A 14665-nucleotide genomic window follows, 5' to 3' on the forward strand; every position below is an offset into this window, starting at 1 on the left:
CCCGCAGAACTATCCAGCCCGCGTGGGATTCGCGGGAGTGAGGTCGGTGCCCGCCGGTGGGCGCAAACGCCGCAGCGTGCCGTCCATGCTGGTGACGAACAGCGCCCAGGAGTCACCGTCGCGGGCGATGCGGACCGAAGTGGCCCCGTCCGGCGGGTTGCGGAACGGGCCCGGCTTGATCAAGCCGGTGATGATCGCGCAGGTGGCGCCGGTGGTCGTATCCACCCGATAGACGGCGCCGAGAATATGGTCGGCGACGAAGAGCGCGCCGGCCCGGGTGGCCTCCATGTCGTCGGGCAGGGCGACCAGGTCCGGGATGCCGGAGACGACCGTGGGGTGCGCCGGATCGTCCAGCCGGACGCGCAGGATCTGCATCGTCATCGTGTCCACGTAGACCGACTCGCCGTCCGCGGCCAGCGCGAGGCCGTTGGCGGGCGGCAGACTCGACCAGTCCCGCTCGTACTCGTTCGTCTCGGGCCAGTAGCGGGAGATGCCGTTCGTACCGTTGAGGCCGATGGTGGTGAACAGCAGGCTGCCGTCGGGCAGCAACAGCAGGCCGTTCGGCCCGTTCAGCCCGGTGAGCAGGACACTGACCGCGCCGGTCTCGACGTCGTAGCGCTGGAGCGTGCCCGGCGGTTCGCTGAGCCCGTCGCCGGTGAGGAAGTAGACGTAGCGCCCGGCGGCGCGCACACCTGCCGGGCGGTGCACGTCCGTGACCAGCTTCGCCATCCGCCCGGCGGAGTCGACATGCGCCAGGTAGCCGTCCATCAGGCCGGTGACGTAGAAACCGCCCTGCCCGTCGGAATCGAGATTCTCCAGATTGCCGACTCCCTCGACGACGGTGCCGGCCTCCCAGCCGTCCGAGCACATCGCGGGGAATGTCTCCGCCCGCGCCGCGGGCAGTGCCGCGGTGACCGCGGCGGCCACGGCGACGGCGACGAGCATCGCCGCGCGTGCCCTGGTCCCGATTCCTGTTGACATGCGCCACAACATAACAGCGCCGCAGGGAGCCGTCCGGCTGGGAATTTCCACCAGGGCGGGGAAACCCCGAGGTCAGCGAGCCAGGACGGGAAACCCCGGCGTTGGTTGTGCACATGTGCACAACTCGGCCGTCCAGCAGGGCGAACGCCGAACCGTACCGGTACCGCGCCGCCGAGGCGCTCGTAGGATGGGCCGGGTGACTCCCCCCGATGATTTCGCGGCTGTAGCGATCGAAGACGCGTCCGGATCGGACGCCGGATCCGTTGCGGCGCAACAGGTTCTACGCCGAGTCTTCGGTTACGACAGCTTCCGCGGCGACCAGGGCGCGATCGTCAGGCACGTGATCGACGGCGGCGACGCGCTGGTGCTCATGCCGACCGGCGGCGGCAAGTCGCTCTGCTACCAGGTGCCCGCTCTGGTACGCCCCGGCGTCGGTGTCGTGGTCTCGCCATTGATCGCCCTCATGCAAAATCAGGTGGACGCGCTCAGCGCCCTCGGCGTGCGCGCGGGGTTCCTCAACTCCACCCAGTACCCCGACGAGCGCCGGGCCGTCGAGGCGCAATTCCTCGCGGGTGAACTCGATCTGCTGTACATGGCGCCGGAGCGATTGCGCCTGGACTCGACCGCGCAGCTGTTCGACCGCGGCAAGATCGCGCTGTTCGCCATCGACGAAGCACACTGCGTTTCCCAGTGGGGTCACGACTTCCGTCCCGATTACCTGGGCCTTTCCGTGCTGCACGAGCGGTGGCCGGACGTCCCGCGGATCGCGTTGACCGCGACCGCCACCGAGAAGACCCGTGACGAGATCATCCAGCGTCTCGACCTCGGCGGCGCCCGCCGCTTCGTGTCCAGCTTCGACCGGCCCAATATCCAGTACCGGATCGAGCCGAAGAACCGTCCCGAGCGTCAGCTGCTGGAATTCATCCGCACCGAGCACACGGGCGACGCGGGCATCGTCTACTGCCTCTCGCGCAACTCGGTCGAGAAGACCGCGGCGTTTCTCACCGAGAACGGCGTCTCCGCGGTGCCGTACCACGCGGGCTTGGACAACCGGACCCGCGCGGCGAACCAGTCGCGCTTCCTGCGCGAAGACGGGCTGGTCGTGGTCGCGACCATCGCCTTCGGCATGGGCATCGACAAGCCGGATGTGCGCTTCGTCGCCCATCTCGACCTGCCGAAGTCGGTCGAGGGGTACTACCAGGAGACCGGCCGCGCCGGTCGCGACGGCTTGCCCTCCACGGCGTGGATGGTCTACGGGCTCAGCGACGTGGTGCAGCAGCGCAAGCTGATCGATTCCTCCGAGGGTGACGCCGCCCACCGCCGCCAGTTGCAGCTGCACTTGGACGCGATGCTCGCGCTGTGCGAGACCGTCGCCTGCCGCCGCACCCAGTTGCTCGCCTACTTCGGCGAGCCCGGGCTGCCCTGCGGCAACTGCGATACCTGCCTGGCTCCGCCGCAATCCTGGGACGGCACGGTGGCCGCGCAGAAGCTGCTGTCCACGGTGCTGCGCTTGAAGCGGGAACGCGGCCAGAGCTTCGGCGCAGGCCACATCGTGGACATTCTGCTCGGCAAGAAGAACCCCAAGGTCGTGCAGCACGACCACCACGAGCTGAAGGTCTTCGGCGTCGGCACCGATCTGCGCGACACGGAATGGCGCGGCGTGGTGCGGCAATTGCTGGCCCACGGGCTGCTGGCCGTCCACGGCGACTACGGCGTGCTGACGCTCACCGAAGCCAGCAGTGAGGTGCTGTTCGACGGACGGCAAGTACTGCTGCGCCGCGAACCCGAACGCGCGCCCAAGCCCGCGCGGGCCGCGAAGGCCGCCAAGGCGGCAGCCGCCGACCTGACACCCACCGATCTGCCGCTGTTCGAGAAGCTGCGCGAATGGCGCGCGGCCACCGCGAAGGAACAGGGCGTTCCCGCCTATGTCGTCTTCCACGACGCCACCCTGCGCGAGATAGCGGCCCGCAAGCCCGCGAGCCTGGCCCAACTCGGCGGCGTCAGCGGTGTCGGCGAGAACAAACTCGCGAAATACGGAGAGCAGGTGCTCGAAGTGCTCGCCGCCGCGTGAGCCGTCGTCAGCGCGCGGTGCACCGATGGGCGAGGATGGTCGGCGTGGCGGACCGCCGAAGAATGGGGAGGACAGCGTGAGCGAAAGCGAGACGATCGGGCGCCGGGAGTTCCTGGCCGGTGCGGCCACCCTCGCGGCCGGGGCGACGCTGGTCGGCCGGACACCCGCGCAGGCGGTACCCGTAGCCGAAGGCGTCACCAAATTCCCCTTTCCGGACGACCGCCGGGTGCGGGTGCTGGTGACCGGCGACGCGGGCACCGGCACCCGCACCCAATGGGCGGTAGCCGACGCCATGCGCGCGTACCACGGCCGTGAACCCGTCTCGCTCGCACTGGGTCTCGGCGACAACATCTACGAGCACGGGCCCGACAGCGCGGCCGACGTCCAGTTCGCCGACAAGTTCGAGAACCCCAACGCCGGACTGGACTTCCCGTGGCTGATGGTGCTGGGCAACCACGACAACAGCTCTGTTTTCGGTGGCGACGGCGGGTGGCTGCTGCGCGGCAATGCCGAGGTGGAGTACCACGCCAACTCGCGGCGCTGGTGGATGCCGAGCCGCTACTACTCGGTGCGGATTCCGCAGCGCAACCCCGTCGTCGAGTTCTTCGTCCTCGACGTCAATCCCTTGGCTTCCTACGTGCCACCGATCTTCTCGCCCTATTGGGCGGTCGACGGCCAGTTCATGAACGAGCAGCGCGCTTGGCTCGACCGCGCCATCGCCGAGTCGCCGGCCCCGTGGAAGATCGCCTGCACCCACCAGCCGTATCTGAGCAACGGCCCGCACGGAGACGCGGGCCGCTACGAGGGCCTGTCCGTCGAGCCGATCAACGGCGTGCACGTGAAACGCTTCATCGAAGACCATGTGATCGGCCGGTGCCAGTTCATCCTGTCCGGGCACGATCACTCGCTACAGGTGCTCGAACCCACGGCGGCGTCGAAGGGAACCAGGCAGATCGTGTCGGGCGCGGCCGCGAAGACGGCCGGCGCCGAACAGCGGGTCGGCGCGAGCGCGGGCCACAGTGCGCTCTACGAGAACCACCACGAGCTGGGCTTCATGGTTCTCGAACTCACGCAGGGCGGAGTCGAGCTGGGCGTGCACACGGTCGACCTGGCGACCGGCGCATCCGCCGAGGCTTTCCGGCGGCGCCTGGCCTGAGTTCCAACTATGTTGCGCGGGGCGGGAATTGCGGCGCGTCGCCGTCGTGGCGGCTACCGTGCTGGCTATGGCACCGGGTGAGGGTTCCAGCGATGAGCGCGAAGATATTTCCTCCGGCTCTGCGGGGGGTGAGGCTGCGGACGCGCCGCCGCACGTCCGAGGCAGGAGCGATCCGTCGGTCGAGAACGTGTGGCTGCGGCGCCGGCCGCCGCCGGAGCGGCCAGGCGCACCGCGGATGTCCACGGTGGCCCTGCTCGTGGTGTTCCTCGCCGTCCTCGCGCTCTACATCGTGCTGCATCAGGGTGGCTAGCGCGTCCGCGACCTGCGGGAATAAATTGGTTGCCGGGTCACTTAGAGTGGACCGTTATGAAGGAGAAGGGGCGCAAGGTCATCGCGACCAACCGCCGGGCGCGGCACAACTACACGATCCTGGACGTCTACGAGGCCGGGATCGCGCTGGTCGGCACCGAGGTGAAGAGCCTGCGGGAGGGTAAGGCCTCGCTGGTGGACGCCTTCGCGACGGTGGACAACGGCGAGGTGTGGCTGCGCGGGCTGCACATCCCCGAGTTCAGCCACGGCACCTGGACCAATCACTCGCCGCGCCGGGTGCGCAAGCTGCTGCTGCACAAGCGCGAGATCGAGCGGCTGGTCGGCAAGTCGCGGGAGGGCAACCAGACGCTGGTGCCGCTGTCGATGTATTTCTCCGACGGCAAGGTGAAGGTCGAACTGGCGCTGGCCAAGGGTAAGCAGGACTACGACAAGCGCCAGGACCTGGCTCGGCGCACCGCCGAGCGAGAAGTCACCCGCGAGCTGGGACGGCGGGTCAAAGGTATGAAGTGACCGCCGTCCTGCTCGCGCTGGCAGCCGCGGTGGGCTACGGCGTGAGCGATTTCTACGGCGGTGTGGCGTCGCGGCGGGTGACCGCACTGCGCGTCGTCATCTACTCCTATCCGTTCTCGGTGCTGCTGGTGCTCGCCCTGCTTCCGTTCGTGTCGGGCACGCCGGACGCCGCGTCGCTGGCGTGGGGAGCGGCGGCGGGCGTCGCGAGCGGCGTCGCGGTGTGGTGGTTCTACGCGGCGCTGGCCAATGGTCCGATGGCCGTGGTGTCGCCGCTGACAGCGGTGCTCGTGGCGGGCATTCCGGTGCTCGTCGGGCTGCTGACCGGCGAGCGACCCGGTCCGCTCGCCTTCGCGGGCGTCGTGTTCGCGCTGGTCGCGGTGCTCCTGGTGAGCCGGGAATCGCCCGACGAGGTGACCGAGGAGATCACCGGCGGACGCGAACTGCGGTTCACCCGCACCGTCGCCGCGCTGACCGTCGGATCCGGCGCCGCGTACGGCTTCGCCTTCGTCTTCCTGCACAAGACTTCGGCGGACTCGGGACTGTGGCCGCTGCTCATGCAGCGCGTCGCGGCCACCGGCGTCGTCTGGCTCGCCGCGCTGGTCGCCAGGGAGTTCGGCAGGCTGCGCGGCGAACCGTTACGGCTGGCCTGCTATATCAGCGTGCTGGACGTCGTCAGCAACGCGGCGCTGCTGTACGCCTTCCACGGATCGCTGCTGTCGCTGGTGAGCGTGATCGGCTCGCTGTATCCGGCGGTGACCGTGCTGCTGGCGATGGTGCTGCTCGGCGAGCGGGTCCACCGGCAGCAGCAGGTCGGCTTGGTCCTCGCGCTGGCAGCGGTCGCACTCATCGCCGCCGCCTGACTCCCACTGACGCTGCCGCCCAGCCGAATCCCGTTGCCGCAGGCCAGATCACTCGGGCGGCGGGCGCCACAAGGCCTGCCCGCCGCCCGAGTGAGCGCGAATCACCGCGTGCAGGGCTCGCGCATCGCGATCCGCTTCAACGTGGGGCTGCGGTAATCGGCGACCACCGTGCGCGAACCCAGTGACGTGGACGGGTCGGGCACGTTGACCACCGCGCGCTGCGCTGCCACGTCGGGTTCGTCACGGCCGTAGATCTGCGGCGCCGCCATGCCTTCGGAGTCCACGGTGAGCCCGGCCAGTGCCTTGCGCAAGGTCGGCCGGTCCAGACCGCCCGACTCGGCTGCCTTGGTGAGCAGCGCCTTCATCGGATAGGAGATCGCCCAGCCCAGGTTGTAGCCGAAGTTCGTCGGTTCGCTGGTCGCGGCGTTCCTGGCGCGCTGGGCTCCGGTGCTCGTGCCGTCCCAGCCGTCGAACGGCGAGGTGTAGTTGTACAGCGCCGTGAGCGCGGGCGCGGCCGGTGTCTTGAGCAGCGCGCTGTTCCAGGTCGGAGTGGACCCCAGGAACCGGCCCTCGTAGCCGGATCTCGCCAGTTTGCCGACGATCTCGGCGGCTTCGCCCGGCCCGGTGGCCAACAGGACCACGTCGGGCGGGTCGGCCATGATCTCGGCGACCGGGTAGTCCTGATTGCCGACCTCGGTGTTGGGCCCGGTGTCGATGCGCGAGGTGATCGTCGCGCCGTTGTCCAACGCCCACTTGAGCGCCCCGCTGGCGTAGTCGCCGCCGTAGTTGCCGCGGTAGGCGACCACGCCGAGGCTGCGCGGCTGATAGTGGTTCTGCGCGAACCAGTCCAGGCCGAGTACGGCTTCGGTGCAGTACGAGAATCCGTCGTCCAGTACCAGGTCGCGATCGGTGGAGCGATACTGCCAGCCCGACCAGAGCGTGCCCGCCCCGGTCACCAGGTCCGCGTCGTCCATCTCCTGCAGAACGGCCAGCGTCTGCGCGGTTCCGAAACTCATCGCGAGCGCCAGCACGTGCGGCGCCACATTCGCGAATTCCGTGACGTGCCTGCGCGGGTCGTAGGCGGTGTCGCGAGTGTAGGCGGTGATATCGATCTCGTACCCGCCGATACCGCCCTGCTTGTTCACCTCGTTCCAGAACGCGAGCTGCCCTTCCTGCAAGGACTTTCCGAGCGGGGCGAAGGGGCCGTTGTTCAGGTCCGACAGCACGCCCAGATAGATACAGCCCTTGTCGCGGTGGATCGCGCGGGGGCATGGTTCACGAGTGACACCCGGTGTGGCGGCGGGCGTCGAAGTCGAACACCCGGCGGTCAGTACGAGCCCGAGTGCGAGCGGAACGACTACGAGTCGAAGTAGTCGACGGAAAACACGATGAATAGGCATATCTGGCTCGCTTACGGCTGCACGCAGGGCTCGGTGAGGGTGATGCGGTCCTGAGTCGGGCCGTGATACGCGACCGCCAGGGTTTTCGCGCCCAGCGGCGCGGTCTGCTCCGGCGCTTCGATGACCGCCCGCTGACGGGTGAGATCGGGTTTGGCGGCGCCATAGATGTATTCGGGAATCGCGCCCTCGTAGTCGACCCGCAGGCCGTGTACCGCGTCCCGGACGCCCTTGCGGGTCAGTTTGCCTTCGTTCACCGCTCGGGTGAGCAGCGCCTTCATCGGGTAGGAGAACATCCAGCCCGCGCTGTAGCCCCAGGTCGAAGGCTCCCTGGTCGCCGAGGCCCGCGCCTTCTTGGCGCCCGCGCTGGTCCCGTCCCAGCCGTCCAGCGGTGAGGTCATGTTGTAGCGTGCCGTGATCGCCGACGCCGCAGGGCTTTTCAGCAAGCCGCCGTTCCAGGTCGGGCCCGAGCCCAGGAATCGGCCAGGGAAGCCGGCCAGCGCCGCTTTGCCCATGATCTCGCCCGCCTCCGCGGGCCCCGTGGCCAGGAGCACGAGATCCGCTCCGGCGTTCAGGATCCTGGCGACCGCCGCGTCCTGATTGCCGATCTGCGTGTTGGGCTCGGTGTCGATGTGCGCCACCATGTCGACACGGTTGGCGGAGGCCCATTTCTTCGCGCCGGTGGAGTAGTCGCCGCCGTAGTCGCCCTGGTAGCTCACCGTGGCGATCGAGTTCGGCTTCGCCAGGTGCTCGGCGATCCAGTCCAGGGCGATGATCGCCTCCGAGCAGTAGGAGTAGCCGGACTCCAGCAACAGGCCCTTGTCGCTGTTCTCGAATTGCCAACCCGACCAGAGGGTTCCGGCGATGGCGATCATGTTCGCCGCGTCCATCTCGGGAAGGACCTTCTGCGTCTGCACGGTGCCGAAACTCATCGAGAGCGCCAGTACGTGCGGCTCGATCCGCCGGTAGGCCTCGGCGTGCTTCTGCAGATCGTAGTTCGTGTCCTCGGTGTAGGTGGCGATGTCCACCTCGTACTTGCCGCCGATCCCGCCCGCCTCGTTCACCGCCTTCCAGAACGCCAGCTGGCCGTTGTGAATGTCCTTGCCCAGCGCGGCGAACGGCCCACTCGTCAGATCGGACAGCACGCCCAGATGGATACACCCCTTGCGGGTGTCGACGGCGTTCGGGCACGGGTCCGCGGTGACACCCGGCTCGATCCCTTCGGCCGACTCGTCGCGCAGCGCGGAGCACCCGGCTAGGACGAGTCCGGCGATGACGGTGAGGGCGGACAGGCGCAGCAACCTGTCCCGAATGGTGCGAACTGCCAAAGTGTTTCCTTAGTCTGAAATCGAGATCCGCTGCTCAGAGCCGATCGTACGGCTCGTGCAGTGTAAGTCGGGTTGGCCGCCGAGCCGGGAGAATCGACTACCAGCATCCGGGAAGATTTGGCGGGTCGAACGCGCAGTGTTCACCAAGGCGTAGTGGTGGAGAGATTCGGTGCCGATCATGGGAGGTGGCCGACAGACGTGCGCGCGGAGCGCCCGGTCGATCGTCGCCCGATCTGCGGGCATGGCGAGGCCCTCCGGCTTGTCGTGACCCGCCAGCGGTTCGCATCGGTGCCTTCGAGGCCGACCGGAATGCCGGAGCCGGGGCGATGCCCCCGCCCCGATGGCGGTACCCATCGGGGGGTCCTGAACTGCGCCGATGCCCTGCGGCGGCCCGCCGGTCGATGCGGCTGGGCACACCAGCCGCGCCCACCGGATATCGGGATGATCCTGGCTCTCGCCGGTGTTAACATGAACAGCCCGGCAAGGTGCCGGGGCGTACGGGGCTGAACGGTTTCGACTGCGTACGTAGATTCAGGGGAAGCGTGTCGGTGCAGGCAAGAGACCACCGTAAGCGTCGTTGCAACCAATTAAGCGCCGATTCCAATCAGCGCGAGTACGCTCTCGCTGCCTAACCAGCAGAGCGTCTCTGTCGGCCCGGGGCATGCCCTCGGTCCCGGTGCCGGCATCAGCTAGAGGGCTAACCGTCCTACTCGGTCGCGGAGTAGGACGGGACATCGAACAGCGACTGGGATCGTCATCCGGGCTTGTTCGCGGGACCCGGAGATCCGAGTAGAGGCACAGCGGACTGCACACGGAGAAGCCCTGAAGACGCGGCGGAGGACCCGGGTTCGATTCCCGGCAGCTCCACAAGGCCCCCGATCTGATACCAGCAGGTCGGGGGCCTTTTTCATGCCCCGACCACCCGTAATCGGGCCGTGTGGGCACATCTGGGCACATCTCGCCGCGGCATCGCGGAATCCGGCGCCCATCCGATCGGCCACGCCGTCGAGGTCGTCGTCGAACAAATGCCCGTAGTTGTCGAGCGTCATAGTGGCCGACTTGTGCCCGCAGTCGTCGATCTGCCAGGTTGTGATTGCAGGCGCAGACGGCCTATGGCCGCTTGCCTCGCCCTCGCCTTCGAGAATGTTGCTCGAAAATTGCTCTGCGACGGTTCCGCTTTGTTGAATACAGAACCAGAAGTCTCTGGGTGCGGCTGTGCTGGGTGGCCACGCCTGAGGAAGGATGCTCCGCCCGCCCGTGGCATCACCGCCTGAGTGAGTGCAGACGACCTGCGCGAAGGCCTCTTTTGAGCGGCTCGCGGGGCGGGCTCGGCAAGGGCTCCTTGTTCGAGCGGGTGGTCGTCCGGGGGCGGACGAAGGTGATGACCCGCGGCTGAGAAAACGTCAATTCGGGCGAAACGGGCGGATTCTGTTTGGTTGCTGACTGCGGTGGAATTGCCGGGGTAATGTCCACTGAGCAGGGAAAATGGGGTGTTAGCCCCCCGGTATCTGGATGGCTGCCATGAAGCTCGAAGCCGAGATGCGTTACTGCTCCTCAGCGGGGAGCGCGGGGCTTGGGAGGCTGACATGACCGCAGGGATCGCGGGTAACGGGATGCGGTCGATTCTGCGTGCCGCGTGTGTGAGCGTCGGGATCGATGCGAACGGTGCCGAGGCGGCGGGGACGCAGGGCGTCTACCGGCTGCGCGACGGCATAGTCGTGCGGATCGGTGAGCGTGGGCAAAAGCTGGTGACGGGGCGGGAAGTCGCCGTGGCTCGATGGCTCGAGACCTGTGGGGTGTCGGCGGTGCGGGTGGTCCCGGACATCCCGCAGCCGGTGGTGGTCGACGGATGCCCGGTGACCTTCTGGCAGGACTTGCCGCCACACCATCCCGGTACGCCCGCCGAGGTGGCCAGGGCGCTGGGGCAGCTGCACCGGCTGCCGCTGCCCGGGTTCGAGCTACGCCGGATGACGCCTTTGGCCCGGGTGGAGGAAGAGATCGCCGCCGCGCGCACCGTGTCCGACGACGACCGGCGATGGCTGCACAAACACCTGGAGGAATTGCGCGGCCGCTGGAAGACGCTCCCGTCGGGCCTGCCATGGTCGGTGGTCAAAGGCGCAGACTGGGACCAGAGCGTGGTGGTCGGCGACGACGGGGACTTGATCCTGGTCGGCATGGGGCACGCGGTCATCGGCCCGCCGGAATGGGACCTGGTGCACGCGGCGATCGAGTGCTGGACCGCCGCCGAGATCACCGCCGCGCAGTACGCCGAATTCTGCGCCGGGTACGGGCGTGACGTGATGCGCTGGGACGGCTTCTACCTGCTGCGCGACATCCAGGAGTTCCGGATGGCGCTGCAATCGATGCGTGCCGCCGCCATCGACTCCACCTACCAGCTCCAAGCGCTGCGCCGCCTCGCTTATATCCGTGGTGACGAGGGCATGCGGCCTTGGCCTGGGTGGGCGGACCTCGACTAGCTGAGCCGCCAGGCCGCAGCCGGGTTTCGTCTCGGACGTCCGACTACGCGCCGCTGGTGTCGATGGACGCGCGTGGACGGTAACCAGGGTGTCGGGGACGGTGCGCGTCGCGCCAGCCCGGGGCCAGATCTCGGCGACTGCCGAGGTGTCCTCGGGCCGGGCGCGGCGCAGTACCGGGGCAATGTCCGTCATCCGCCGGACTGTAGCGGCGGATGAGCCGGTGATCAGCCCTGCTGGGTCGGGACGACGACGAGTTCGGCGATGTTGACGTGCTGGGGCACACCGACCGCGTAGGTGATCGCGGCGGCGATGTCGGCGGGTTCCAGGATCTCGATCGCCGTGCGCCACTGCTCCAGCCCGGCGCGCTGTTGCTCGTCCTGCATTCCCGCGCCGAGCTCGGTGCCGACGAAGCCGGGTTCGATGTTCTTGACCCGTACGCCGCGCGGCCCGAACTCGGCCCGCAGGTTGCGGGTCAGATGCGCGACCGCGGCCTTGGTGGCGGTGTACACGGCGTAGTTGGGGAAGACCGTGTGCCCGCCGATCGAGCCGACCAGCACCAGATCCGCTTGCCCGCCCTCCGTCGCGGCCGCGAGCAGGTCATCGATGAACGCTCTCGCGGTGTAGAGCAGGCCGGTGATGTTGGTGCCGACCATCTGGTCCCACTCGTCGGTGAGCGCCGACTCGAACGGTGCGGCGAGCATGACGCCCGCGTTCGCGACGACCAGGTCGACCGGCCCGAATGCCGCCCGCACCGTGGCGGCGGCGTCTCGCACGGACTGCTGGTCGCCGACGTCGGCGACCACCGCGAGCGCGTCTGCGCCGATCTCGGCGGCGAGTTCTTCGATGCGATCCTTGCGCCGCCCCAGCAGCGCGACTTTGGCGCCGCCCTGTGCGAGCTGCCGTGCGGTGGCGGCGCCGATTCCACTCGATGCTCCGGTGACGACCGCGACGCGGCCGGTGAGGTTGTTGTTCGTCATGCCGACTACGTTCCGCCTCCGCGCGCCCGCCTGACAGGCTGCGGACTTCCTGGTAGTCGCGGGGCCACCCAGGCGCGGTGCGCCTCACCTAGGCTCGGACCATGAACTCCGACAATCGACTGGGCGCGTTCCTGCGGGCGCGCCGCGAGCTGGTCCGACCGGAGGATTTCGGGATGTCCGGTGGCGGTCAGCGGCGGGTCGCCGGACTGCGCCGGGAGGAGATCGCCCTGCTCGCGGGAGTGAGCGCCGACTATTACGTGCGCCTGGAGCAGGGGCGTGACCGGCATCCCTCCGAACAGGTCATCGCCGCGCTGGCGCGAGTGTTCGCCCTGGACGAGGAGGGCACGGCGCATCTGCGGGAGCTGGCGCGGCCCACGGTCAAGCGATCGCGGGCGCCGCGACGGCCCGAACGGGCGGCCCCGGGGCTGGTACGGCTGATGAACGCGTGGCCGAACACGCCCGCGCTGGTGCTCGGCAGATACCTGGACGTTCTGGCGGCGAATCCGCTGGCGGCCGCGGTCAACTCGTGCTCGGTTCCGGGCGTCAATCAGGTGCGCATGGTCTTCCTCGACCCTGAGGCGCGCGAGCTCTACGCCGACTGGCCGACCATCGCGGCCGACACCGTCGCGAGCCTGCGGGCGACCGCGGGCGCCGACCTGGACGATCCGCGCTTGACCGAATTGGTCGGGGAGCTGTCGCTGAAGAGCGAGGAGTTCCGGCAGTTGTGGGCGCGCCACGACGTGCGAGCGAAGACCGGGGGAGTCAAACATTTCCGCAACCCCATGGTCGGGGATTTGACGCTGTCCTACGAGACGTTCAGCGTCAACGGCGCGCCGGGCCAGATACTGATCGTCTACCACCCGGAACCGGGGTCACCCTCCGAGCGCTCGCTCGCCCTGCTCGGCAGCTTGATCGCGGACGACACCGAGTCGGCCCGGGACGAAAGCCGCGACGCCGGGCAGCCGGGCGCGTCCCGGCAGGCGCGCTGAGCACGAGTCCTCGCCCGGCCGCCGGTTCAATCCTTCGCTTCGGTCCGCGTGGCCCCCGCCGACGCCGCGACCACGCAGGCCACGCCCGCCCACTGCCCGAGGTTCATGACCTGGCCGAGGACGACCAAGCCCGCGATCGCCGCGACCGCGGGCTCCAGGCTCATCAGCACGCCGAATACGCGGGGCGGGATCCGTCGCAGCGCTTCCAGTTCCACCGAGTACGGCAGGACCGACGACAGCATCGCCACCGCGAAACCGGTGGCGAGCACGGCGGGCTGCCACAGCGCGGCGCCCGCGTCGGCGAGGCCGACCGGCAGCATGATCAGCCCGCCGAAGGCCATGGCGAGCGCCAGCCCGCCGCCGCCACTGGTCTGCTCGCCGAGTGCGGCGCTCAGCAGGATGTAACCAGCCCAGCACGCCGCGGCGGCCAGCGCGAACAGCACGCCGACCCAGTCCACGTCGCCGTCGGCTCGGGTCAGCAGCAGCACCCCGGCTCCGGCGAGCACCGCCCACAGCGGGTCGATCCACCGCCGCGATCCGGCGAGCGCGACGGTCAGCGGTCCCAGGAATTCGATGGTCACCGCCATGCCGAGCGGAATCCGGTCGATCGCCGCGTAGAACGAGAGGTTCATCAGGGCGAGCACCGCGCCGTACCCGAGCACGACCGGCAGCGCACCCCGCGCGACCCGCAGCGACGAGCGCCAGATCACCAGCAGGACGATTCCGGCGAAGACCAGCCGCAGCATGACCGCCCCGGCCGCGCCGGTCGTCGAGAAGAGCTGTTTCGCCACCGCCGCGCCCACCTGCACGCTGACGATCCCCGCCAGCACCAGTGCCGTCGGTGGTACGCCGCCGAGCCCTTGACCGGCGACCGAACGCCAGACCGACACCGTCCTCGCCGCGCGCACCCTCCGCTCGAAGTCGATCGCTACCAACGCCGTACCTCCGTCGTTCTCGCCGAACCCCTTCGGACACACAACCATGTGGCGACGACATCACCCGATCAGGCGGCCTCGGATGTGCCGATGCGATCGAGTTTCGGCGGTTCGCGCCCCGCCGAGGGCGTGCGGGAGTGAGGATCTAGTTTGTCGCGCCGGTGCGCGTGGCCGGCGCCCGTTCGACGAAGAGCGAATCACGACCGACAGGACCACCCGAATGCGCAGACGAGTTGGTGCGATAACGGCGGCGATCGGAGCCATCGTGGCGGTCACGATGGCCGGCCCGCCGTCGGCCGGAGCCACGGTGACCCAGGTCGGGATGTATCCCGGCGTCAATTTCGGGTTGGCGACGAACTACGGGACGGGCTGTCGCTACACCGCGCGGGCCGCCGTGACCGACGTGGTCACTCCGGTCGTGTTCTACGACAACGGGCTTCCGTTCGGCGTGGTCCGGCCCTCCGGCGGTGTCGCCCTGATCGACTGGGTGCCCGCCACGGAGGGACCGCACACGATCAGTGCGGTGCAGGAGCCGGACCCGCCCTATGTGGCGAGTATCGACCTCCGGGTGGGTGAAGGCGTCCATCTGGGCTATGCGTGCGCCGTTCTCGGCGGTTGAGGCCGACGTCGCCGCGGCGCCGGTAGCGTCGGGTG

The 14665-nt window shown here is 68.8% G+C and carries 13 protein-coding genes and 1 other RNA gene; 9 read left to right on the top strand and 5 right to left on the bottom strand.

What is annotated here, in order from left to right:
• Nucleotides 1-9: 9 nt before the first annotated feature.
• Nucleotides 10-981, bottom strand: coding sequence for an NHL repeat-containing protein (locus tag LTT66_RS20860; RefSeq protein WP_233060258.1), 972 nt, complete (start codon nucleotides 979-981; stop codon nucleotides 10-12).
• 187 nt (nucleotides 982-1168) lie between these two features.
• Between LTT66_RS20860 and recQ the strand changes: the two genes are divergently transcribed.
• The 5 genes from recQ (at nucleotide 1169) to LTT66_RS20885 (ending at nucleotide 5908) form a co-directional block, all read left to right on the top strand.
• Nucleotides 1169-3052, top strand: a complete 1884-nt coding sequence (recQ, locus tag LTT66_RS20865; protein WP_408638656.1) for a DNA helicase RecQ — start codon at nucleotides 1169-1171, stop codon at nucleotides 3050-3052.
• Nucleotides 3053-3128: 76 nt separating this feature from the next.
• The gene (locus LTT66_RS20870; protein ID WP_233060259.1) at nucleotides 3129-4208 is read left to right on the top strand and encodes a metallophosphoesterase; all 1080 of its coding nucleotides are present in this window, start codon (nucleotides 3129-3131) and stop codon (nucleotides 4206-4208) included.
• Between the two features lie 67 nt (nucleotides 4209-4275).
• Nucleotides 4276-4518, top strand: a complete 243-nt coding sequence (locus LTT66_RS20875) for a hypothetical protein (protein ID WP_233060260.1) — start codon at nucleotides 4276-4278, stop codon at nucleotides 4516-4518.
• Nucleotides 4519-4574: 56 nt separating this feature from the next.
• Nucleotides 4575-5048, top strand: coding sequence for an SsrA-binding protein SmpB (gene smpB, locus LTT66_RS20880; RefSeq protein WP_195064766.1), 474 nt, complete (start codon nucleotides 4575-4577; stop codon nucleotides 5046-5048).
• Nucleotides 5045-5908, top strand: coding sequence for a DMT family transporter (locus LTT66_RS20885; RefSeq protein WP_233060261.1), 864 nt, complete (start codon nucleotides 5045-5047; stop codon nucleotides 5906-5908). Before smpB ends, LTT66_RS20885 begins: the two co-directional genes overlap by 4 nt.
• A 101-nt stretch (nucleotides 5909-6009) precedes the next feature.
• Here the strand turns inward: LTT66_RS20885 and LTT66_RS20890 are convergent, their stop codons facing one another.
• Both LTT66_RS20890 and LTT66_RS20895 read right to left on the bottom strand, forming a co-directional pair.
• Nucleotides 6010-7134 (bottom strand): ABC transporter substrate-binding protein, encoded by a 1125-nt coding sequence (locus LTT66_RS20890; RefSeq protein WP_233060262.1) that lies wholly within the window; start codon nucleotides 7132-7134, stop codon nucleotides 6010-6012.
• 185 nt (nucleotides 7135-7319) lie between these two features.
• Nucleotides 7320-8633, bottom strand: coding sequence for an ABC transporter substrate-binding protein (locus tag LTT66_RS20895; RefSeq protein ID WP_233060264.1), 1314 nt, complete (start codon nucleotides 8631-8633; stop codon nucleotides 7320-7322).
• Between the two features lie 499 nt (nucleotides 8634-9132).
• Between LTT66_RS20895 and ssrA the strand changes: the two genes are divergently transcribed.
• Nucleotides 9133-9503: a transfer-messenger RNA gene (ssrA, locus tag LTT66_RS20900) on the top strand.
• 716 nt (nucleotides 9504-10219) lie between these two features.
• A complete protein-coding gene (locus LTT66_RS20910) occupies nucleotides 10220-11110 on the top strand; it encodes a phosphotransferase (RefSeq protein ID WP_233060266.1) in 891 nt (296 codons plus the stop codon).
• Nucleotides 11111-11334: 224 nt separating this feature from the next.
• Here LTT66_RS20910 and LTT66_RS20915 read toward each other — a convergent pair whose 3' ends face one another.
• Complete coding sequence (locus LTT66_RS20915; protein WP_233060267.1) at nucleotides 11335-12087, bottom strand: SDR family oxidoreductase; 753 nt, start codon at nucleotides 12085-12087, stop codon at nucleotides 11335-11337.
• 101 nt (nucleotides 12088-12188) lie between these two features.
• Here LTT66_RS20915 and LTT66_RS20920 point away from each other — a divergent pair, with 101 nt between their 5' ends.
• Nucleotides 12189-13076: a helix-turn-helix transcriptional regulator gene (locus tag LTT66_RS20920; protein ID WP_233060268.1), complete on the top strand. Its 888-nt coding sequence runs from the start codon at nucleotides 12189-12191 to the stop codon at nucleotides 13074-13076.
• A gap of 26 nt (nucleotides 13077-13102) precedes the next feature.
• Here LTT66_RS20920 and LTT66_RS20925 read toward each other — a convergent pair whose 3' ends face one another.
• Entirely contained in the window at nucleotides 13103-14011 is a 909-nt protein-coding gene (locus LTT66_RS20925; protein WP_233060270.1) for an EamA family transporter, read from the bottom strand.
• A gap of 220 nt (nucleotides 14012-14231) precedes the next feature.
• On the opposite strand from LTT66_RS20925, the gene LTT66_RS20930 reads away from it, so the two are divergent.
• Nucleotides 14232-14630 carry a hypothetical protein gene (locus LTT66_RS20930; RefSeq protein ID WP_233060272.1) on the top strand — a complete coding sequence of 133 codons (399 nt, stop codon included), beginning with the start codon at nucleotides 14232-14234 and terminating at the stop codon, nucleotides 14628-14630.
• Nucleotides 14631-14665 lie beyond the last annotated feature (35 nt).

The sequence above is a fragment of the Nocardia gipuzkoensis genome (assembly GCF_021183645.1).
Lineage (GTDB): Bacteria > Actinomycetota > Actinomycetes > Mycobacteriales > Mycobacteriaceae > Nocardia > Nocardia abscessus.

Bases quoted from the DNA above. Each gene is read 5' to 3' on its own strand.
- smpB (WP_195064766.1), top strand. From the start codon at position 4,575: ATGAAGGAGAAGGGGCGCAAGGTCATCGCGACCAACCGCCGGGCGCGG.
- LTT66_RS20875 (WP_233060260.1), top strand. From the start codon at position 4,276: ATGGCACCGGGTGAGGGTTCCAGCGATGAGCGCGAAGATATTTCCTCC.
- recQ (WP_408638656.1), top strand. From the start codon at position 1,169: ATGGGCCGGGTGACTCCCCCCGATGATTTCGCGGCTGTAGCGATCGAA.
- LTT66_RS20915 (WP_233060267.1), bottom strand. From the start codon at position 12,087: ATGACGAACAACAACCTCACCGGCCGCGTCGCGGTCGTCACCGGAGCA.
- LTT66_RS20920 (WP_233060268.1), top strand. From the start codon at position 12,189: ATGAACTCCGACAATCGACTGGGCGCGTTCCTGCGGGCGCGCCGCGAG.
- LTT66_RS20910 (WP_233060266.1), top strand. From the start codon at position 10,220: ATGACCGCAGGGATCGCGGGTAACGGGATGCGGTCGATTCTGCGTGCC.
- LTT66_RS20930 (WP_233060272.1), top strand. From the start codon at position 14,232: ATGCGCAGACGAGTTGGTGCGATAACGGCGGCGATCGGAGCCATCGTG.
- LTT66_RS20860 (WP_233060258.1), bottom strand. From the start codon at position 981: ATGTCAACAGGAATCGGGACCAGGGCACGCGCGGCGATGCTCGTCGCC.